Raw genomic sequence first — 21,953 nt, forward strand, 5'->3', positions numbered from 1 at the left:
CATCCCCATTGTTACATATCTAACAATGGGGATGCAGCTTTTTATGACTAAATATACAAACGAACTTAAACAGGTATTACATTTTTTTCATTACGGGAGATTGCTAACTTTTGGCAAGGAATTCGCTAAATTTTAGCTTTTCTTCTCCATGACACTAATTCCAATGCCCATAAATACGACTGTCATAAATAATAGTAGGCTTAAAGGTTGTAATAACTCTACATAAGAACTAGCATTAATCGTCACACCTTTTAAAATCTCTAAACTATATGTGATTGGCGAAATATAAGATAGAGCTAAAATTACTTTAGAAGTAACGATTTCTAATGGCCAGTAAGCGCCACCTAGCATCGCAAATGGTACTGCAAGAAACGCCATCACTGTATTAAATATACTAGGTGTATTCGTAATTGAGGCGATAAATATGGATAGTGCAACGATACACAATAGATACGGTATGACTGCGATTAAACTTGCTACAAACCCTCCGTAAAACTCTACACCAACCCCAAAATAAAAAATGCAAAATACTAATACGATTTGAAGATAGCCTATTAAAAACGCATAAGCTAGATTGGCGGCATATACTTTCCATTTACTAATATTTGAAACCGTTAAACGATTCCAAATACCATTTCTACGCTCCATGACGATATGATTGACACCGTTGGATACCGTATAAATAACCATAAACAGTGCAAAGCCAAATAGAGTGTGAAGTCCAGAGTCCCATTTAAATCCTTTTTCATTGGCAAAGTTTGCATACTGAATATCAAATGATGGAGCTGTTTTCGCTACTGCGATTGCACTTGTTACCTCATCCTGCAAATCTGTAGGAAAAGCTTTTATCATCGCATCATTTTGAACCACCTGACTATAAATTCGGTCTAGTTCATGTTGAACCAATTTGGAATTCATAAAATCAACAGCCACCAGTAACTTATAGCCGGCTTCCTGTAATAAAATTGCTACATCGACTTTACCCGTTTCAACTAAATCTGTTGCTTCATCCTCACTATAAATCGTAAATTCGTAATTTTTATTACTTTCTAACTCAGTCAATACTTGCTTTGTCATTTCCTCACTTAAAGTCGAATGGACTGCAATCGGCTGCTTTGTTTGTTGTCCTTGCCCTATCAAATACGCATAAAGACATATAATAATAGTAGTTAAGATTAATGAACTAGGCTTTCTTTTTAATAATAAAAATTTTGTCTTGAGTATATTTATCATGCAATACCACCTCTTCTCGGGAACAATAAAAAGGCGATTGTTGTACAAACCACTGCTACAGCCGTTAATATCCATAAATAAGATGAAATCTGGCCAAGCCCTCCACCTTGCTGTATCGTTAAATAACTTTGTAAGGCTGCCCCATTCGGTGTCCAGCTCCCAATTTTCGCAAGAGTTGGTGCAAAGGTACTTAAATTAAAGAAGCTACCACCAAATAAAGCTAAAATTGATACGATAACTGAACCAAACACATTAGAAAACTCTGCCGAATTAAAGCGGTAGTTAGCCGCTGATAGTAATGCAGCAATACTCCCAACAACAATTGCCAGCATCAATGTCACGAGTAAATGTAAAGGCAATTGTACAAATGAAATATCAAGCATAAGATAGACAACTACAAATACAATGGACACTTGAATGAATGACAAAATAACAGTTGAAACAATAACCGCTAATAAATAAATGATCGGATGGATATTTGCTAGTAAAATACGATCAAAAATATGCATATGTTTTTCTAAAAATGCTTGACTGGCGATTGTCCCTGCTATATATAAAATAAACATGACAGTCATACTAAACGTATAATATACACTCGTTGAGACGGGCTCCTGTTGATTCACTGTCTGAACGGTAGATGAAATATCTGCTTTTGGTAATATAACATCCCGCGTTAATAACCCTTTTGAACTAAGCTCTGCCATAAGCGAATATTGATATTGAAATGACTTTAAAATATTTTGTACAATCGTTGAAGCAATTTCTTTCTGTTCGTTTAAATACACATGTAAGGCTGGAATATCTCCTTTCGCGAAAAGTGATGTATAAAATTGCTTTGTAAATCCAGCTGGTATTTCAAGTATTACATCGTACTCTCCTTCTTTTTTAAGCGCATCCATATCACTTGAAGCAATCTGAGAGACAGTAATAAATTGTCGCATATCCTCCTGCTCTAGCAATTGCAAGAGCATAGAAATGGGTAGCATTTGTTTAAGGCTTTCCCGTGAATGTACATCAGTCCTCAGCTCACCTTGTGATTCCTGCAAAAATGCCGCTAACTCTTGCTGCTCATCCTCATGTTCTACAATCGCAACCTTTACATTAATTGGACTATTATCCCCATCCATTAATGAGCCGATCGCAAAACTTATTATAGATATAAGGCCTATCGGCATTACTAGTAAAATCACCAACTCTTGAGGGTGACGCCACAATACTTTTAACTGTTTGCGAATAAGTGCTAAAAACATCACGGATCCCCCCTAATTCCTTAATGCTCTACCAGTTAAATGTAAAAACACATCTTCCAATGTCGGCTCTTTGACATGAAAACTTTTAAGAACTATGTCATGCTTCTCACATAAAGGTAATAACATCGGAAGGAAATTAGTATTTTTCGCTACACTAAAGGAAATATCCGCATCCTTTACCTGGAAATTAGATAAAAAGCCTTGTTTCATAAGCACATCAACAAAATCATTTGAATGCTTTTCTAGCTTTAAGACAATCGTTTTTTCTGAAGATAATATCGCCTTAATTTCTTCCTTTTTACCAGTTGCAATTATATGCCCTTTATCCATAATATAAATGCGATCACATAAATACTCGACTTCCTCCATGTAATGACTCGTATAAATAATCGCTGTATTGGCCTCTTTATTCAGCCTCTTCACAGTTTCTAAAATATACTTTCTCGATTGCGGGTCAATGCCAACTGTCGGCTCATCCATAATTAAATATTCAGGCTCATGAAGTAAGGCAACACCAATATTTAAACGTCTTTTCATCCCGCCAGAAAAATGTTTAACAAGTTTTTTCGATTCATTTTCGAGTCCGATTTGTGTAAGTACTAGACGAACCCGTTCCTGCAATTTCAAATGCGGAATTTTATAGACGTTCCCAAAAAACTCCAAATTCTCACGTGCTGTCATTTCCTCATACAAGGCAATTTCTTGCGGTACAACCCCTAGTACTTTACGTAAGGAAGTTGGATTTTTTAAAATGCTTTTATGCTGTAATAAGACATCACCAGCTGTTGGTTGAATCAAAGTCGACATCATCGCAATTGTCGTTGATTTTCCAGCGCCATTCGGTCCAAGAAGTCCTACAATTTCGCCAGGCTCAATGTAAAGGCTCACATCATCTACAGCGTTTACTTTTTTAAATGTTTTTGTTAGATTAACTACTTCGATCATTCAACGGCCCCCTTTCTCTAAAGAATAGCAGTTGCATATTGACTAGACGACTAGCTTCCGTCATAAAAGGCAGTGACTGAAGTCATTTTTTATACCGGGCGAATAAGGTTTGCCAAATGAAATGCATTATGAATGCTTATATCATGCTTTACACAATTCCATTCCGTACAGCATAGATCGCTAACTGGGTCCGATCTCGTAGTGCAAGTTTCTGTAAAATATGTGTAAGATGATTTTTCACTGTACCAACCGATAAAAATAACGAATCCGCAATTTCTTTATTCGTTTTACCCTCCCCAATTAATTGAATAATCGTTAATTCACGCTCTGTTAGCGTAGAAAGCTGTGGTGTTGAGACTTTTGCAGTCGTTTGTTGCAACAACTTAGGCATTAGCTTGGCAGCAACATCTTCTTGAATAACCATGCCCCCATCTAATACACTATGAATGCTCGCTATTAGCTTTGCTGGTTCGGACGACTTGACAAGAAAGCCGCTTGCACCATCTTTTAATGTTTGGAAGGCATACTCTTCATCATCAAATGTTGTCAAAATCAGTATTTTTACATGTGGAAAATGACTGCGTATATGCTTTGTCGCCTCTATTCCACTCATCTCTGGCATGCGTATATCCATTAACACAAGATCGACATATACTTTCTCAAGTAATACTAAAGCATCCCGCCCATTGCTCGCTTCTGCCGTAATTTGCAATGTCTCATCTTGCTCAATCATCATTTTCAGACCATTTCGTACAATAGTTTGATCTTCCACTAGTAAAATTCGTTTTTTCATTCAAACTCTCCCCTTCATCGGAAAAGATCCATCAACTATAAATTGTTGCTCCGTTTTATGTATGCGTAACTCTCCGCCAATTTCCTGTATTCGTTCAGTCATATTTTTTAGCCCAAAACCATGAACAAGCGGTGTCTGTTTCATTGATTTGTTTTTAACTTGAAAGCTAATATGTTGTAATGAATCTTTCCCTAAAATGATGTCGACTTCCTTTGAATCACTATATTTCATCGCATTTGTTAAACATTCTTGTAAAACGCGATAAAGCACTATGCTTTGCTTATTGGAAATGGGTAATGACAGCACTCCCTTTTCAATAGTAAAACGAATATGTAAACGACTTTCCATCTCTAGCCTGCGAATTAAGTGTAGCACCGATGTAATGCCATATGCCTCGCTCGATTTTAATTGCCGAACCGCATACCTTGTTTCGTTTAAACTTTTACGCGCTAATTGCTTAATATCATCTAACGCGTCATACCCATACTCAATAGATATCATCTCTGCTTGCATGAGTAATGCAGTTAAATTATGTCCTACCGAATCGTGTATATCACGTGCAATTTTTGTGCGCTCTTCTGCTCGTACAAGCTGATCTTGCTCAACTGATAGACGTTTTAATGCACGATATTGCCCTAATAATTCTTGGTACAAAATACTTTTTTCACTGTATGCTTGAATGTAATGACTCATCCCCAATGAACATAGAGAAAGAGCAATCAGCATCAGCATCCCGTATAATGGCAGCCACCGCAACAGGACAAATATCATACCGATTACAGTCAAAATTCCTATAAGAAAATAATAAAACTTTGCCTGTAGTAGAAAAGCGCCCTCTATTATAAAGAAAGCCAAAATCGGCAATGCATACATTATATTAAGTGAAACAAATACACTACAAAATAATATAAGAACAATCGTTATGTAACTTATAACTCGCAACTTTTTCAAGAGAGGTGTGATGAAATATAAAGTTAAAATAACCGTACAGATGAAAAAAGCGGCTGTTAATGATGCATCCGTGTAATAAGTGTGAACTAGGAAAATCGTCATTAATAGCAATATACAACTATTGCGAAAGAGAAAATAGTTCATAGATTGACTCCATCCTATTCTATTATTTTCAACTTATTATACATCTTTTCAATTCCTTAAAATGTATTCACTTACAAATATCAATAAAAAAACACTAGACATTACCATAAATATGTCTAGCGTTTTTGGACATCCGTTCTCTTGTTCTCCAGCCTTACAGTTAAATCATTAAAGTCTTCGACTACATCTTCCATTGATAATTTTTTAACTAATGCAATCCCCTTTTGAATAGCTTTAGATGCTTCTTCAAGTTTATTTGCTTTGATTTGGGCATCTGCAAGGCAATACCAATAAAACCAGGCATCCATTTTTGAAATTTTTTCTTTATAAAACATTTCGATGATCGGATAGTAATTTGAATATAATACTTCGTTATAGACCAACTTTTCACCATTCCATTTTAGTACATCCACTAAATAGCTATCACCAATATACATTTGCCAAACTGCTAGACCAACTTTTTGTACTCCATTTACAAAGTCCGTTTTATGATAAGGAACTTCAGCAATCTTTTCGAATGAGTTATTGATCCATTGGAACACTTCCAGATTGCTTCCCATCGCCGCTCCAATTGTCACACCAAATAAATATTCTTTTGTGCCATCACCAGTACTATCTACCAAACCAGAAAAATCCAAATCGACTCCTTGCGTTTTAGTTTCCCAAATCTTTCGCCAATCTGTATTGTGTTTTTTTAGCACTATTGATCCAAACTGAGAAGGGTAATCCTTTACTTTAATTTTATAAGTGAATATTATTTCTTTCTGTCCATCGTGGTCAAAGTCATAAAATTGAATTGGCCGTGTGGAGAAAGGATTTTTAGGGCTTATAAGCGACGCATTCGATGGCATAAATCTACCTTACAATTTTCTTTAAGTCTTCTTCCTTGTTCTCCTTAGCGTGAACAAATATTGGACTAAAGCAAACTGCAAAAAGGAGACAAAATGTAAATAGCACCATTTTCTTCATCAAAATGTCCCCCTTTTACAGCCAAATATAACATATAGTATTGACGTAATTAGAAAAGAAATTCTTCAATAAACTTGTAAGATGACGAAGTACAATCAATTGCGTTAAAATATTTTCTAAAGACGATTGATATATGCGTATCTGTCTTTGAGGGTTCTCTATCCATCATTTTGACGATTCTATCCATCGTTTTGATGGTTCTATCCATCACTTTGATAGTTCTATCCATCACTTTGACGGTTCTATCCGTCACTTTGACGATTCTATCCATCGTTTTGATGGTTCTATCCATCACTTTGACGATTCGTCACTTTGATGATTCTATCCGTCACTTTGATCGTTCTATCCGTCACTATTAACATCATGATATAAAAAAGGAGACATAAATGGACTTATTTATCGCAAGTAATCGCCAATTACCTATCCGTTATTACGATAATGAAGCGATTTGGATTCGTCGCGGTTGTTTAAGTTTACATCAATTAACGCTGCCCTTTTTTGTAGAAGTAGAAATAAAAGACCCACGTCATTTATTGAAAATTACAGAATATGTTCAAGAAGTCCAAAAACAATATAGCTATACAGAAATTCAAATTATTATTAAAGACAAAAATATTTTTCTGCACTTACAAAAGAGCCTCCCCCATTCTAATACCAAACATATTCTTACTATTGAGCAACTAATTCACCCGTGAAAAATGGTAGCATTGCACTAATGCTACCTTGCTATTTATTATAAAGCTGTAACAGGAAGTTCGATGATAAACTGCAGCGTACCATCCTTATACTTCGCGTCAATTTTGCCACCGTGTAGTTCTACAATGCTCTTTGCAATAGCAAGTCCAAGTCCTGAACCTTCCGCTACGCTTGTTCTAGATTGATCTTTTTTATAAAATCGCTCAAATAAGCTCATTAGCTCTTCGGATGTAAATTCATTACTTTCATTTGCAACACAGATTTGAACAAAACTTTCTTTTCTTTCAAGCGAAACAAAAATTTCACCGTCACCTTTACTATATTTAATGGCATTCATTAGTAAATTATCAAAGACCCTGACAATTTTTTCAGAATCTACTGTCGCAAAGATCCGCTCCTCTGAGAAATTTTTAATAAATGTACGATGGTTTTCCTCCGCTTGCGGAATCAACTCCTCAATTAACTGATCGAGAAGCTCATTCATACATATATCTTGTTGCCCAAGGACAATGTTCTCATTCGTTAGCTTCGTATATTCAAATAAATCTTCAATCAGGTTCTTTAACTGTTCGGATTTTGAGAAAGCAATCTTTACATACTCATCATATTGCTCCTTCGTGTCGTACTTTTCATCTCTTAACAATCTTAAATAACCCATAATCGAAGTAAGTGGTGTTCGTAGGTCATGCGAGACATTAGTAATCAATTCATTTTTTTGTTTTTCAATCCTTCGTTCCATCTCTATATTCGTCATAATTGCTTCGGCCATATGATTTACATTGTCTGTTAAAACAGCAATCTCATCTTGCCCTTTTTTCTTAATGCGATAGGCTAAATTTCCTTTAGCGATTTCCATAACCCCCTCCGCCAACAACTCAATTTGATTCATTTTTCGTTTCGTTATGTATAAGAATGAAAATGTAAAAACAACAATTGCACTAAATAATGGGATAAGGCCCTCATTCGAACTTGCGATAACCATCCCTTCAGGAATACCGCTGACAAACAAATATAAGTTTTTATCTTCTATAGTTAAAGGATAAAATGCAATGAATTCTTGCCTCAATTGCTCGATTGCTGGTACCTCATAATTATTGAGTGGATGGTTAATCGCAAAGTCCATTACATTCCGAATCTTATAATGCAAATTGATTTGTTTCTCTTCCACTTGCTTTGTTTTGTATAAAACCTTTCCGTTCTCATCGGTAACGATTACTTTTAATGCACTTTGTTCCATTTCAAATTTATGATTTTCTGATTCAATCATTTGCTGTAATGCTTCTAAACTATTTTCATTGCTGGCCAGATCTGCAGCACGCTGCGCTTGATCATTTATTTCCTGCATCCCTTGACTATAATCAATCTTAACTGCCGGGTTGATATTCAAAGCAAACGAAAGTGCGGCTTTTGCTCCAAGTAAACCTAAAAATGCACAAAGAATAAAAGTCGTCAATAATTGAATTCTAATGCTTCGCCGAACTTTTGTTATAGCAGTTACAAAGAACATTTTTAGTTTGTTTAATAAGAAAAGTATTGGCTTAATGATCTTTCTCAATTTTATAACCTACTCCCCATACTGTTTTAATATATTGAGGATTTCTTGGTGTTGTCTCAATCCTTTCTCGAATCTTCCGTATATGTACCATTACCGTATTTTCAGACTGTATAGCCTCTTCCTTCCAAACCTTTTCATAAATTTGCTCAGCACTCATTACAATGCCTTGATTTCTTGCAAGTAATTCGAGAATTGAAAATTCCCTTGGCGTAAGTTTCACTTTTTCATTGTTGACGATTACTTCATGTGTGTCGGTATTGATTCGCATATCACCAACCTCTATCTCATTTTCGTTCATCCTATCTAGCCGATTCATTTTGATATATCTACGAAGCTGAGATTTTATGCGCGCAATTAGCTCTAAAGGGTTAAAGGGTTTTGTTACATAATCATCTGCCCCTAATGACAATCCAACGATTTTATCCATATCCTGAGACTTTGCTGACAGCATAATAATTGGCATCTCGGCTATTTCCCTTACCTTCATACACATTTCAATGCCATCCACTTTTGGCATCATAATATCTAGGACAATTAAATGTACTTGATGCTTCTTTAAAAGACTTAAGCCTTCCTCTCCATCACTTGCTTCTAGAACATCATAGCCCTCATTTTTTAAATAAATTGCAATAAGATTTCTAATCTCTTTTTCATCATCAACTATAAGTATTGTTTCTTGAGTCATCTAATCCCACCAATTTCAAAATATATTAAACTATCAGGTTGTATATTAATCAGACCTAGTACCATAACGTGTGGTTGATTTCCGTTCCGACTGGGCGCTTTGTAGCTGTCGCTTTGCTTTCGCTACAGAGAACATTTGCCGCTGACGCTTCGCTTTCGCGCAGAGCAGAGCTTCCTGAGGGCGTCCGATGAGCCGCTTTTGTTGTTGCTGTCGCTTCGCTTTCGCACAGTCAAAACATTTGTAGCTGACGCTTCGCTTTCGCTACAGAAAACATTTGGTGCTGCCGCTACGTTAACACTACGCTTTCGCACAGAAAACATCCGCTGCGCTGCAGGGTCTCGGGCCAACACGATGTTGGTCACGAAGGCGTTATCACAGGATGTGATGCTTTTAGCCTTCGTTCCTCTATCGCTGATCCCCGAGGAGTCGCCCAGTCTCCACTCCAATCAACTATTTACATAGTAGAAGTTTTAACAAAAGCATCCACAACTTTTGGTTATAAACCCAATTTTAACTATTTTTTTATTTTTCGTATATAAAAATAATAAAAACGTCTTACAATGCCGTCTTTAATTTTCGTCTATAAAAATAATAAAAACATCCTATAATACCGACGAAAGCGCCAAAATATATACCGTATTTTGTTGCTAGTATGGAAATGTTTTCAATATGTTTTCCAAAGAACAAACCAAGTGTAAAGTATATTAATGTCCAAACAAAGCCTGCTGAGTAGTAATACAAAGCGTATTTTTTAAACGACATGTTGTTCATACCTACCAAGTATGGAAGTATGTGTCTCACAATTGGTATGAAATAGCTTATAACTAAAGCGAAATGACCATATCTATCTATTAGTTCTTTTGACTTTAATAAATACTTAGCCTTGTTCTTTTTCACCAATTTATCAAGTATTTTATGGCCAAACACTTTACCAAGGATAAATCCTAAGGAAAGTCCTGAAACTGCACCAAGATAAGTTATTACAAAAGCTTTTAACACACTCATTTTTTCTAACGAAGACATAAAGCCACCACTCATTACGATCATTTCATCTGGGAGTGGCATACCCACGATTCCTAGCCATAAGCTGAAAAATAAAGCAAAATAACCATATTGTTCGATATACGATAAAAGATCCTGTAGCCCCATTAACTAGCCCTCACATTTCCAAGTTTGCAGCTTAGCACATAGGCAGGTGGCAAGTTAATCCATACTTTTTCATGTGAAATATCCTCAAAATATTTTTGGATAAAGGATTTCCGAACAAGTGAATATTGGAATGTAATAAATTTACCGTCCATTAAACAATCTTTTACATTCCGTAAAATACGTGAGGAGACGGCAGGATTCAAAGATGTAAAAGGTAATCCAGATACAACATAGTCAATTTTTTCGATATTTAATGCAGACATATACATGCATAAATCCTCAGCCGATCCATGGATAACGATTACACTTGGCTCAAGTTCAAATTGTATACGTAGCTTTTCACAAAAAATTTCATTATTCTCAATAAGAATTAACTTTGTTGACGGCTCTTTTCTTTTCATTATTTCTTTCGTAAATGAACCTGTACCCGGACCTAGTTCAACAATACATTGGGTATTTTTAAAACAAATTGTTTCGACCATTTTTCTGGCTAGTTTTTTTGAACTAGGTGAAATCGCACCTATAGTTTTTGGATGTTTTATAAATTCAGTAAGGAACGTTATTAATTGCATAATTTTTCTCCCCGATCATGAGTAATTATTAGATGCTTTTACTATAAAAGGTATTTCTTAAAGAATTGCGAGGAGATTTCTTAAATTTTTCTTAAGAGTTCATTTTATAATGGGATAACTATGATTAAGTCTATGTTTTCATGTTCTTTATGTAGAGCGTAATTTAAGGTAAGTTTTATTTATTAGTATTTCATCGTATTCTCATGTGGGGTACGAGTTGGGTACGGGGCCCTGGGTTATTCAGCTTCTATATTTGTTACCTGAGCCAACCTAGTTATTTCAACTTTACTTGCTCCTGCTTTGGCTGCATCCATTCCAGTAAACGTTCCTGTTTTAGCACGCCATCTAGCTCCATCCGGCTCAATATATGCAACCCAACCAAAGCGATGCTTTAATACTTCTAAAACATTTTCAGCCAGCTTGTCTTGTAGCATAAGTGCCTGTTAAAACGATATATTTATTATTATCTGTGAAAGACTTCTCTTACTGTGTATTACCACTTGCTGCCTTTATCATTGTCTTTGACGTTAATCCCCAAGGAGTCGCCTAGTCTGCAATCCAAATAGGAGGGGTACAAATTGGAGTACACGTTAAATGACCTTCTACCCTATTACTTCAACATTTCCCCCACTTTATACGACTTAAATTTCCCTTAAGAGTCAGAAAAGGTTTTCAGGTCATTGGTTCTAATGATTATTTCCTACACAAAATAGTCATACAATTGCTTCCAGTAGAATAGAAACCTATATAGAGTTATTCGGAAAAATATAGTGGGGTGTAAAAGGATGCTTAAACTAAATGATGCAAAAGAAACGGTACTCGGAATTGTGCAACATGACCCATTGTTTGTCGAAATACAAAATACGCCTTTAGAAGAAATACTTTATAATGACGACTATTTAGCGCATATTGAAGAATCAAATCATTATTCCATTGCAGAAGTCGCAGGTTGGTTTGAAATTACGGATGCGATGCTTCGCTATTACATTAAACCATTTGAACAGTATATTTTTGATAATGCTTTGAATAGCCCAAACACCAATATTCGTTTGAATCTTCCTGCCATCTTAAGACTTCGTATGATTTTACTGTTAAAAGATGAACACCGCGTCAGAGGCTTAAAACTTTTACTAGGGATTGATGACAACGGTCAACTCTTCAAACATCAAATAACTGCGACAACTATGAGCACTGATGATTTAACGAATAAAGTTGATATTCTTGGAAATGTTCTGCAACAAATGATACAAACAGGACTTTTCAATATTACCCCAAACGAAGAACATGGATCCTTACAAGTAACGATCAATCAAGACTTTCTCGCTCAAAACATTCAATTAGTATCCTCGGAATCGGAGCTTCAAGTAGAAGAGATTCAAAAAGAGACAGTTGAACTTAAACAAAAAAATGAAAATCTACAAAAACAAATTTCGGAACTGCAAGAGCGTAGCGTAAAGGATATTGTTCAAAAAATTCGTGAACGTCATATCGAAAATGGAATTGTGTCGACATTACGGACAGAAGCATTACAGCAATTTGCGATGGAAAATAAGGCAGGCTTTTTCAGAAAAACTTTTCGTTCCTCTCAAATTGAGATGGAAAAGGAGCAATTTGTGTTGGGTTATATTTCGAAGCACTTAGAAGAACGTTTAGAAGTAGCACTGAATGATTATTATGGAGAATAAATGTTTTCAATTACATGTAAAATTGACATCACTATGCAAAAGAACATGAAAGAGTCTTTTTAAAGAAGCCATTCATGTTCTTTTTTATAGTCATTTATTTTTTGAAAAATAGTCTTATAATCATTATAAAGGACAGTCCAAGAGGTGAATTGTATGGCAATGATCGAGGTCAATAATTTAACTAAAAAGTTTGGGGATTTTTATAGTGTTCAGAATGTGGAATTACAAATCGAAAAAGGTGAAGTGTTCGGATTTTTAGGTCCAAATGGTGCCGGCAAATCTACTACAATACGGCATTTAATGGGCTTCTTACAACCTACAGAAGGACAGTGTTTCATAAAAGGGTTAGATTGTCGCCATTCTACCGCTGAAATTCAAAAATTTGTAGGCTATTTACCTGGGGAAATTGCGTTTATCGATAAAATGACTGGACAACAATTCATCAAATTTATTGCCCAAATGCGAGGGTTACATGATTTAACAAGAGCTCATGAACTCATGCAATACTTTGAATTAAATGCCACTGGCCTTATTAAGAAAATGTCAAAAGGTATGAAGCAAAAAGTAGGTTTAATTTGCGCATTTATGCATAACCCTGAAATTGTCATTCTAGATGAACCGACAAGTGGATTAGATCCCCTTATACAAACAAAGTTTATCGATTTTATTTTAGCTGAAAAAGAAAAAGGCACAACCATATTCATGTCCTCTCATATGATTGAAGAAATTGAAAAAACTTGTGACCGTGTAGCGATCCTTAATGCAGGGAAAATTGTTGCAACAGAAACTATTGCTGACTTAAAAAAGCGAAAATCTAAAAAGTTTTTAATAGAATTTCAAAGTGAGCAAGAGCTATTTCGTTTCTTAGGAGAGCAACTTAAAATTGAACAAATCGGTCCAACACAAGCCATTATAAAAGTTCAAGGTAATGTCCAAACATTACTTCATACATTAGCAGACTATAAAATAATGACCTCGATATCATTTCACAATCACTTGAAGATATATTCATGCATTACTACGAAAGCGGAGGGAAAGAATGATGAACTTTACTTTGCTTAAACATGAGATGCTAGCTACGATTAAACTTTTTAGTATTATTCTCGCTGTATTAATGCTCTATATCATTAGTATCGTCTATATGTATAACCCTGAGATGAGCAATACTCTTAATAAACTTACCGAAACAATGCCTGAATTGATGTCAGCATTTGGTATGAGTAACATAGGTAATTCGTTAATTGAATTTCTGTCTACCTATTTGTATGGATTTTTATTACTAGTTTTACCGTTAGTTTTCATTATTATGCTGGCAAATAAATTAGTAATAGGCTATATCGATAATGGTTCTATGGCATACTTAATTGCAACACCGAATACACGTTTTAAAATTGTCTTTACGCAAGCATTTTTTTTGGTTGCTAGTATTTCGGTACTGCTCACCGCAACAACTTTAATAGCTATCATCTTTTCAGGTATTCTATTTCCAAATGAATTGGATTTAAGTGCTTTCTTGACATTAAATATCGGTCTTTTTTTCTTACATTTTGCCATTAGTGGCTACTGCTTTTTAGTATCCTGCAGTAGTAAGGATTTAAGAACCTCTTACGCGTATAGTACAGGAATTCCTATTCTTTTTTATTTAATTCAAGCGCTTAGTAATATGGGCGGTTCTTTAGAAAAGCTTAAGTACTTTACGATTTACTCATTGTTTACACCTGAAAAATTAATGACTCAAGATAGCTCGTCTTTTTGGATGCTAGGGGCATTGTTTTTAATCGGGCTGCTATGCTATATGTTGGCAATTCGTGTTTTTGTTACACGTGATTTATATTTATAATGCAAACATCTGCTTGCTTTCTTGGAGCAAGCAGATTCTTGTATAACTTTATTGTTACAAAGATGCCAAATCACCAAGGAATCGCAATAACCGAAAATGAATCATCGCTAACTCCTCTACGTTTAAATCATCTCCATTATCTAACCACTCTTGAATAACACCTAAAATCGCGGATGTTAAAAAAGCTTCAAAATATGGTTGAAACTCTGGATCAAGTCCTTCTTCTCGAATAACAGAGATTCTGTCCAAAATATGATTACTAAAAACTTTCTTCATTCTCTTACTAAAAGCTGGGCTCCCCTGCTCCCCTAGAATGACTCGAAAGGCTTTATCATGCTCTTTAATATATTTAAACACTGCTATAAATGGCTGATAAAGTTGACCTATTTTTATCGTTTGAAAAGCATCTAGTGGTTGAACGTTTTTTACATAGCTTGCTAATTCATTTAATAATTCCTGCTGCAAATCCTCCATTACTTCATATTTATCCTTATAGTGTAAATAAAAAGTTCCTCGATTAATGTTAGCAGTAATAGCAAGGTTTTTTACTGTTATTCGTTCAAAACCTACTTCTTCTATTTGTATAAGTAATGCATTTTTTATAGCTCGTTTGGTTTCAAAATTCATAATATTGTGAATAGACATTTAGTCCCCCCATTGTATTATCACTTTATTCTGATTAGTATTTGTCGCTACGCTTTCGGTCCAAAAGATATTTGCTAAAAGTAATTACTGGTTACCTCAATGATCACAACAAGGTCAAATAGGTTTTAATTACAGTATTACCTTATATATCGGCATTCCTTATTATTTATTTCCATCAATCTAATTTAGTAAAATGGTTATTTATGAATGGCTTACTATTTCCAACGAATTCTGGGGGTTTAGTAAGTCTTTTTGATTTCATCTAGCTTAAAAATGTTAATCTCCATCCAAAATCACTTAACACTTTTTAGTTATCTGTTTATTGTAATTCCTAATACATTGCCTTAAAATTTCAAGTATCAACACTGTGTTCAGTAAAGGAGAGATGGATATATGGGAAACAATGCAATTTCATTAAACTCCATTGAAAAAAAGTTTCATCAAAAACAAGTAATTGCCCCGCTTTCGTTAGAAATTCCAAAGGGAGAGCTAATTGGCTTACTTGGTCCTTCAGGCTGTGGGAAAACGACGTTAATTAAAATGATTATGGGAATGATTAAACCCGATCATGGTAGTATTCAAGTATTAAATTATACTGTCCCTCATAAACAATTACTGACGGATATCGGCTATATGGCACAATCTGATGCGCTATATTTGGATTTAACAGGTGAAGAGAACCTTCATTTCTTTGCTAAGCTTTATCGATTATCAAAAAAAGAGCGTGAGGAGCGTGTCAATTATGCTGCAAACCTTGTTCATTTAACGGATGATTTAAATAGTAAGGTATTGAATTATTCTGGTGGAATGAAACGGAGATTATCCCTTGCAATTGCCCTTATCCAAAACCCGAAGTTGTTGATTTTAGATGAGCCAACGGTTGGTATTGATCCCGTATTGAAAAAGGAAATTTGGCAGGAGTTAATTCGTTTAAAAAACGATGAGCATAAAACAATTTTAGTAACGACACATGCCATGGATGAAGCTGAGCGCTGTGATCAATTGGCAATGCTACGCAATGGTCATATCATTGCGCATGGAACACCACATGATTTGAAAGCTCATTATCAGGCAAAAGACTTTGATGAAGTGTTTTTAAAGGCTGGAGGTGAAGCACTATGAGAATCGGCGCAATTGTTACAAGAATTATGCAGCAAATGATCCGGGATAAACGTACACTCGCCTTATTATTTTTTGCACCTCTTCTTGTGCTTTCGTTAATGTATTTTGTTTTTAATAGTAACGAACCTGAAATGACAGTAGTCGTATCAAATGGTCCTGCATCAATCATTGAAAAACTTGAAGCAGCGGATTTTCATGTTATCGAAAAAAATGATTTTTCTATTGCCGATTTAAAAGAAGAAAAATATGATGGCTGGTTAGCTTTTCATCAAACGCAATTGAAGCTCACATTATTAAATGATGATCCGTCTACAGCCAAGGCTTTAAAAATGAAACTTTCGCAAGTTTTACAGCCAGAACAATCTGCAATGATGAAGTTGAAGACAGAGTATGTATTTGGCGATGAAAATACCGCTATTTTTGATATTTTTAGCCCGATGTTGACAGGCTTCTTTGTGTTCTTTTTCGTCTTTTTAATTACAGGTATAGCGTTGTTAAAAGAACGAACTTCAGGGACATTGGAACGCTTACTGGCGACACCGATTAAACGTTCTGAAATTGTTGCTGGTTATATGCTTGGTTATGGATTGTTTGCATTTATTCAAACGACTATTATTGTTCTATTCGGGGTTTATGTCCTTGATATCGTACACGTTGGCTCCATCTGGCTTGTGCTACTAATCAATATTATCGTTGCACTTGTATCATTATCATTAGGAGCTCTGTTATCAAGTTTTGCTGCATCAGAGTTTCAAATGATGCAATTTATTCCGCTAGTCATTGTACCGCAAATTTTCTTTTCAGGTATTTTCCCACTTGATAATATGGTGGAGTGGCTGCAAAATATTGGGCGTATTATGCCACTTTACTATGCCGCTGACGCTTTGAACGGGGTTATGTATAAAGGTTATTCCTTTTGTGAAATTTTAGTGGATTTAGTGATTCTTGCTTGCTTTGCTCTTGTATTTATTACATTAAATATTATTAGTTTAAAAAAATATCGATCCTTATAATCAAAGGGTATAGAAGTAGCGGAATTAACGTTTAAATCGTTTTCTATAACGACGTTTTGGCTATTTATTTTGAACTAAATTAATTCGGATGTATGACATTTTATTAATTCATACTTAACCCCTAGATTTTTTTCTAGGGGTTATTTAATTTTAAAAAGAAGCTCCAGCTCCAGTTATAAATTTTAAAACAAAAGTAACAGCATACAAGAAAGCTCCTACGGAAAATACACCCAGAAAATAATAACCAATAAGTTTTAAATTATCTTTTATTGCTCCTAACAAATCATTTAGAAATCGTTGCATAGATCTCACTCCGTTAAGAATAAAATAATTTCAATCAATTAGCCTTATTCATCTAATCTGGTATTTACGCTCTTAATTGTAACACAGTAAAATATCATTTATTAAAAATAAACAAGTAATAAATATTATCCCTTTATTGGTATTTCCTCATAATTATTTCCTTTATTTTAGTATCGAGTTAAATTTTAATTAACTATTGTTTAAACATTGGAGTAGAGGCTAGACGGCTACTTGGGGATTAGCGTCACAGATAAGACCATGCAGCACAGCGGATGTTTACTGTGCGAAAGCGAAGCGTCAGCAACAAAGCGCAGTCGGAACGGAAATCAACGCCACGTTATGTTGATAGGTCACAAACTACCCAAAAATAGAAAATTACACCAACTTTCTATTAGCAAAAGAACTACTATTCATCTATACTAAATTTACAGTTAATGGCTAAATATTTTGCATCGTAGGTTATAGAAACGAATTACTTACAATTAAGCCTAAAAATAAAGGTGTGTAAAGATGAATACGATTATGGAAATACAGAACATCTCTAAACAGTATAAAGGTAAGAAAATCTTAGAGAGCGCTACATTTTCTATTTGTGCCAATCAAATTATAGCCCTAGTAGGAAAGAATGGGTCAGGTAAGAGTACCCTTCTAAAAATTATTGCGGAATTAGTTGATGCTGACAGTGGTTCTATTGTAAAACATCGACAATCATTAAAAATTGGCTATGTACCAGAAGTGACCCCTTCCCATATTTTGTTTACGCCTGAAGAATATCTTTATCATATGGGCAGTATTCGAGGAATGAATAAAAAACAATTACAGTTAAAAATAAACGATTTACTCGAATTATTTCAATTACAGGAAGCTCGGAACATTCGGATTGTTAACTTTTCTAAAGGTATGAAGCAAAAGGTTATGATTATGCAGGCAATGCTTGAAGACACAGATCTCTTAATCTTAGATGAACCATTATCAGGACTCGATCCTAAAGCCCAAAGTGATTTAGAAGAAACACTTTCAATTTTAAAGGCCAAAGGGTTAAGTATCGTTTTAACATGTCACGAAACAAAATTACTTCAACATCTTGTTGATACAGTTTTTGTTATTCAAAATAATAAAGTCATTCAAACTGATTCATTAAATAAAAACGTTATACCGAAAAATACTTTAATTTTTGAAATTTCAAGCGAGAAATTATTGTATAACCTATTCCCTTTTCTTAAAATACAACAACAACGTCTTTTAAATAATGGTTGTCATGAAGTAATTGCCGTTATTAAAACAGAAGATACAGATCAAGTATTATTGGATCTACTACAGAAAAAAGCATCTATTAAACAATTAATTCCTATCAATCAGAAGGTGGAACAATTTTATACTCATTTTTAAGGAGGAATAGACGCTGGCATGACAAGTTTATTACGCTATCAATTTATCAATTATTTAAGAACCTATCAATATGTTCCGCCTTTTTCAATTTTCATTTTATGCCTTGTTATTAATTATACCTTTGTACCTAATCCAATATTAGATAGCTATTCGTTTACAGCTATCATTCTCTTTTTTCTAATGGGATGGTTTACAATTACACTATTTCACGCAGAAGATGAAGGGCAAAAAGTAATTACAACACTCCATGCAAAAGGTCGAACACAATATAATTTAGGAATTTTTATGATTTGTATACTGATTGGATTATTCTTAAGCTGTGTATCAGTCATCTACCCTACTCTAATTGGCGCCTTTGGAGAAAAACCAAGATTTATACATCAAATACTAGGATTTCTCTCTCATTTTAGTTTATCTGTCCTAGCAATTGCACTTTCAGCTATTTTTACTAGAGAGCTCGTAAAAAACAAACAAAATACATGGTGGGGTGTACTTGGGATTTTAATTGTTTCTGTCGTTATCACAACTTTAAAAGAGACAATTCTTCAGATCAAGGGACTCATTTGGCTGCTTCCCCCTGTTCGCCTTTCATTGGAAATGATGGGTTCGGAAGATTCAATAACGTCAATACCGAACATTTTTTATTGGCAATTTGCTTGGATTTTCATCTATTCGGCCATCGTTATCATGTTGTTCTTCCTCCTTTCGAATCGAAAAAGGAAGTAAATTTCTAAAGAAGGAGAGTTCTTATGGTTAAAAAAGCCAAGGTGCTAATTATAGAAGATGAAGGTGATATTGCAAATATCATTAAGGACTATTTAAGTGTCAACCATTTTGATCCCCATATCGCTAGAACTGGTCATGAGGCAATCCATTATATGAAAGAAATCTCTCCTGACTTTATCATTCTTGACCTTTCTCTCCCTGATTGCGATGGAATCGAATTATGTCGTCAAATTCGTGAAAATAATAATGTTTCTATACTAATTTTAAGTGCACGCAACAGTGACACAGATAAGGTTCTTGGATTAGGATTCGGTGCAGATGATTATATGACAAAGCCCTTTTCTTTAAGTGAGCTTGTGGCAAGAATAAATGCCCATTTACGAAAACAGGATAGATGGCAGCAGAACAATGCGAGCCAGATGGATATTATTCGAATCGATCATATGGAAATCAATAAAGGTGAGTATACTTTTTCCTGTAATAAAAAGCATATTCCCCTTTCAGCAAAAGAATTTGATTTGTTATTTTTTCTAATGAAACATCGTAATAAGGTTTTCTCCAAAAATCAGTTACTCGATGCTGTTTGGGGCTATGACAAATATGGTGATGAAAATACGATAACCGTTTACATTAGACGTCTACGTGAAAAAGTTGAAAACGATCCATCTTGTCCTGTTTATATTCAAACTGTTTGGGGCGTTGGCTATAAATTTACTACTCAAAACCATTCGTAGGAGAACACAATGTACTTAAAAAATTGGATGAAGAGATGGTTATGGGCGATATTAATTTGTGTTTTACTGTTGTTTATTTGTTTCCTAACATTATTTTTTACAAATTCAAATCGCAATGAGCAACCACAAAATAAATACGTTATCAATCAAATTCGTTTAAAAGTAAATGAACTATTATTGTACATAGAAGACCATTATACAAATCTTGAACAGAATTCAAATATACGCAGTTTCCTCCAAGAAATGAGTAATAGTGAAGGAATAGATATTACAGTTGTTCAATTAGATGGGAAAGTTATTTTTAATTCAATCGAAGGAGATCCTTCACAGTTTATCAACTTAGAAGAGGGTTTACATTATGATTTATTTACGTCTCAACAACAACCGGGGATCATTAAAATTGCCTTTCCTATTATTAGTGAGACAAATGTACAAATAGGTAACGCTATTTTCACCATTGATAAAGATTTACTCTTACCCGTAGAACAGTCTAGTCTTAGCAATTTTATAATTTTATTCATAAGTGGTTTATTATGTATTTTAATTTCAGGACTTACCTTGTACTTTGTAAGAAAATCTAAAAAGAAGATTTTACTTCCTTTAAATCATTTGAAAAAAAATTCCGAAGAAATTATCAAAGGTAATTATGAACAGAATATTGTATATTCGCAAGCAGATGAAATCGGTGAATTGTATGCAGTGTTTGATCAAATGCGCTTAGAAATAAAAAATCTTACTATACAACGAGATGAACAAGAACAAAATCAAAAAAAGCTTATATCTAGTATTTCGCATGAAGTAAGAACACCTCTAACAACAATAAAAGCTTATTTAGATGCTATTTCTGAGGGAATTTGCCCTGACATGGATTCGCTTATGTCGTATATCCAAATCATGCAAACAAATACTGAAAAAATGTCCAGACTAATTGATGATTTATTTATTCACACTTTGAAGGAACTTGGACATATCCCAGTTAACTTAACAGAGCAATATAGCAAAAATGTCTTTATGAATATTTTGCATCCAATTCGTCATTATGTCCAAACGGCCGGCATTCATTTTATCGAACCAGGGTCGATCCCAAATATACTTATTCAAGTAGATGAGCGTCGACTAGAGCAGGTACTTTCAAACCTTATTACGAACGCACTAAAGCATACTACTAAAGGCGATTCAATAACCGTTTCTATTAATATTGAAAGCCAATTACTGTATATTAATGTCATAGATACTGGTAATGGAATGCTTCCTGAGGATATGCCTTTTATTTTTGAACGCTATTTCAGGGGGATTCAAGCTACAGGTGAGACTGCGGTTAAAAATGAAGGAGCTGGACTCGGATTGTCTATTTGTAAGCATATTATGGAAGCTCATAATGGTTCTATTTCATTTAATAGCACGCAAAATGTAGGAACAACATTTACGTTAACTCTTCCTATTATTTAAATTCCCAAGGAAAGAGGCACCTTTTATGGAGGGCACTGAAAAACTTACGTTTTCATAAAAGCGAACCTTTCTCAGATAAAAATAAGGCACTTCTTGTTCGATTTT

22 protein-coding genes and 1 pseudogene are annotated in these 21,953 nt (G+C 34.5%); 10 read left to right on the forward strand and 13 right to left on the reverse strand.

What is annotated here, in order from left to right; translation table 11 throughout:
* Positions 1–132 precede the first annotated feature (132 nt).
* From C7Y47_RS08945 to C7Y47_RS25590, 6 genes are all read right to left on the reverse strand, one after another.
* Positions 133–1,233: an ABC transporter permease gene (locus C7Y47_RS08945; protein WP_185903441.1), complete on the reverse strand. Its 1,101-nt coding sequence runs from the start codon at positions 1,231–1,233 to the stop codon at positions 133–135.
* Positions 1,230–2,483: an ABC transporter permease gene (locus C7Y47_RS08950; RefSeq protein ID WP_142508453.1), complete on the reverse strand. Its 1,254-nt coding sequence runs from the start codon at positions 2,481–2,483 to the stop codon at positions 1,230–1,232. Before C7Y47_RS08950 ends, C7Y47_RS08945 begins: the two co-directional genes overlap by 4 nt.
* 12 nt (positions 2,484–2,495) lie before the next feature.
* On the reverse strand, positions 2,496–3,428 hold the full coding sequence (locus C7Y47_RS08955) for an ABC transporter ATP-binding protein (protein WP_142508454.1): 933 nt from the start codon (positions 3,426–3,428) through the stop codon (positions 2,496–2,498).
* 148 nt (positions 3,429–3,576) lie between these two features.
* Positions 3,577–4,221 carry a response regulator gene (locus C7Y47_RS08960; protein WP_142508455.1) on the reverse strand — a complete coding sequence of 215 codons (645 nt, stop codon included), beginning with the start codon at positions 4,219–4,221 and terminating at the stop codon, positions 3,577–3,579.
* Positions 4,222–5,316: a sensor histidine kinase gene (locus tag C7Y47_RS08965; RefSeq protein ID WP_142508456.1), complete on the reverse strand. Its 1,095-nt coding sequence runs from the start codon at positions 5,314–5,316 to the stop codon at positions 4,222–4,224.
* Positions 5,317–5,432: 116 nt separating this feature from the next.
* Positions 5,433–5,954 (reverse strand): hypothetical protein, encoded by a 522-nt coding sequence (locus C7Y47_RS25590; protein ID WP_255505100.1) that lies wholly within the window; start codon positions 5,952–5,954, stop codon positions 5,433–5,435.
* Between the two features lie 717 nt (positions 5,955–6,671).
* Here C7Y47_RS25590 and C7Y47_RS08980 point away from each other — a divergent pair.
* Positions 6,672–6,980: a hypothetical protein gene (locus C7Y47_RS08980; protein ID WP_142508457.1), complete on the forward strand. Its 309-nt coding sequence runs from the start codon at positions 6,672–6,674 to the stop codon at positions 6,978–6,980.
* 38 nt (positions 6,981–7,018) lie between these two features.
* Here C7Y47_RS08980 and C7Y47_RS08985 read toward each other — a convergent pair whose 3' ends face one another.
* The 5 genes from C7Y47_RS08985 to C7Y47_RS09005 all read right to left on the reverse strand — a co-directional run bounded on the left by C7Y47_RS08985 (position 7,019) and on the right by C7Y47_RS09005 (position 11,376).
* Positions 7,019–8,536: an ATP-binding protein gene (locus C7Y47_RS08985; protein WP_436970100.1), complete on the reverse strand. Its 1,518-nt coding sequence runs from the start codon at positions 8,534–8,536 to the stop codon at positions 7,019–7,021.
* Positions 8,520–9,221: a response regulator transcription factor gene (locus C7Y47_RS08990; RefSeq protein ID WP_142508458.1), complete on the reverse strand. Its 702-nt coding sequence runs from the start codon at positions 9,219–9,221 to the stop codon at positions 8,520–8,522. Before C7Y47_RS08990 ends, C7Y47_RS08985 begins: the two co-directional genes overlap by 17 nt.
* A 555-nt stretch (positions 9,222–9,776) precedes the next feature.
* Positions 9,777–10,370 (reverse strand): DedA family protein, encoded by a 594-nt coding sequence (locus C7Y47_RS08995; protein WP_142508459.1) that lies wholly within the window; start codon positions 10,368–10,370, stop codon positions 9,777–9,779.
* The gene (locus tag C7Y47_RS09000; RefSeq protein WP_142508460.1) at positions 10,370–10,942 is read right to left on the reverse strand and encodes a class I SAM-dependent methyltransferase; all 573 of its coding nucleotides are present in this window, start codon (positions 10,940–10,942) and stop codon (positions 10,370–10,372) included. Before C7Y47_RS09000 ends, C7Y47_RS08995 begins: the two co-directional genes overlap by 1 nt.
* Before the next feature lie 236 nt (positions 10,943–11,178).
* On the reverse strand, positions 11,179–11,376 hold the full coding sequence (locus C7Y47_RS09005; RefSeq protein ID WP_142508461.1) for a hypothetical protein: 198 nt from the start codon (positions 11,374–11,376) through the stop codon (positions 11,179–11,181).
* A 351-nt stretch (positions 11,377–11,727) separates the two neighbouring features.
* Here C7Y47_RS09005 and C7Y47_RS09010 point away from each other — a divergent pair, with 351 nt between their 5' ends.
* The 3 genes and pseudogenes from C7Y47_RS09010 to C7Y47_RS09020 all read left to right on the forward strand — a co-directional run bounded on the left by C7Y47_RS09010 (position 11,728) and on the right by C7Y47_RS09020 (position 14,467).
* On the forward strand, positions 11,728–12,627 hold the full coding sequence (locus tag C7Y47_RS09010) for a hypothetical protein (RefSeq protein ID WP_142508462.1): 900 nt from the start codon (positions 11,728–11,730) through the stop codon (positions 12,625–12,627).
* A gap of 159 nt (positions 12,628–12,786) precedes the next feature.
* Positions 12,787–13,670 (forward strand): annotated as a pseudogene (locus C7Y47_RS09015) (ATP-binding cassette domain-containing protein).
* The gene (locus tag C7Y47_RS09020; protein ID WP_142508463.1) at positions 13,667–14,467 is read left to right on the forward strand and encodes an ABC transporter permease subunit; all 801 of its coding nucleotides are present in this window, start codon (positions 13,667–13,669) and stop codon (positions 14,465–14,467) included. The pseudogene C7Y47_RS09015 and the gene C7Y47_RS09020 overlap by 4 nt, the downstream one beginning before the upstream one ends.
* 54 nt (positions 14,468–14,521) lie before the next feature.
* On the opposite strand, the gene C7Y47_RS09025 is transcribed toward C7Y47_RS09020, so the two are convergent.
* Positions 14,522–15,112, reverse strand: coding sequence for a TetR/AcrR family transcriptional regulator (locus tag C7Y47_RS09025; protein WP_142508464.1), 591 nt, complete (start codon positions 15,110–15,112; stop codon positions 14,522–14,524).
* A gap of 393 nt (positions 15,113–15,505) precedes the next feature.
* On the opposite strand from C7Y47_RS09025, the gene C7Y47_RS09030 reads away from it, so the two are divergent.
* Together C7Y47_RS09030 and C7Y47_RS09035 are read left to right on the forward strand one after the other, a co-directional pair.
* Positions 15,506–16,234, forward strand: a complete 729-nt coding sequence (locus tag C7Y47_RS09030) for an ABC transporter ATP-binding protein (RefSeq protein ID WP_142508465.1) — start codon at positions 15,506–15,508, stop codon at positions 16,232–16,234.
* Positions 16,231–17,247: an ABC transporter permease gene (locus C7Y47_RS09035; RefSeq protein ID WP_142508466.1), complete on the forward strand. Its 1,017-nt coding sequence runs from the start codon at positions 16,231–16,233 to the stop codon at positions 17,245–17,247. Before C7Y47_RS09030 ends, C7Y47_RS09035 begins: the two co-directional genes overlap by 4 nt.
* A 150-nt stretch (positions 17,248–17,397) precedes the next feature.
* On the opposite strand, the gene C7Y47_RS24900 is transcribed toward C7Y47_RS09035, so the two are convergent.
* Entirely contained in the window at positions 17,398–17,550 is a 153-nt protein-coding gene (locus C7Y47_RS24900) for a hypothetical protein (protein WP_185903442.1), read from the reverse strand.
* Positions 17,551–18,072: 522 nt separating this feature from the next.
* Between C7Y47_RS24900 and C7Y47_RS09040 the strand changes: the two genes are divergently transcribed.
* Genes C7Y47_RS09040 through C7Y47_RS09055 form a run of 4 tightly spaced genes read left to right on the forward strand, consistent with a single transcriptional unit; the run spans position 18,073 to position 21,848 of the window.
* Positions 18,073–18,939 (forward strand): ABC transporter ATP-binding protein, encoded by an 867-nt coding sequence (locus C7Y47_RS09040; RefSeq protein ID WP_436970102.1) that lies wholly within the window; start codon positions 18,073–18,075, stop codon positions 18,937–18,939.
* 18 nt (positions 18,940–18,957) lie between these two features.
* The gene (locus C7Y47_RS09045; protein ID WP_142508468.1) at positions 18,958–19,665 is read left to right on the forward strand and encodes an ABC transporter permease; all 708 of its coding nucleotides are present in this window, start codon (positions 18,958–18,960) and stop codon (positions 19,663–19,665) included.
* Positions 19,666–19,688: 23 nt separating this feature from the next.
* Positions 19,689–20,399, forward strand: a complete 711-nt coding sequence (locus tag C7Y47_RS09050; RefSeq protein WP_142508469.1) for a response regulator transcription factor — start codon at positions 19,689–19,691, stop codon at positions 20,397–20,399.
* 9 nt (positions 20,400–20,408) lie between these two features.
* Positions 20,409–21,848 carry a sensor histidine kinase gene (locus C7Y47_RS09055; protein ID WP_142508470.1) on the forward strand — a complete coding sequence of 480 codons (1,440 nt, stop codon included), beginning with the start codon at positions 20,409–20,411 and terminating at the stop codon, positions 21,846–21,848.
* The last annotated feature ends 105 nt before the right edge of the window (positions 21,849–21,953 follow it).

This window comes from Lysinibacillus sphaericus, from assembly GCF_006864135.1.
GTDB lineage: Bacteria > Bacillota > Bacilli > Bacillales_A > Planococcaceae > Lysinibacillus.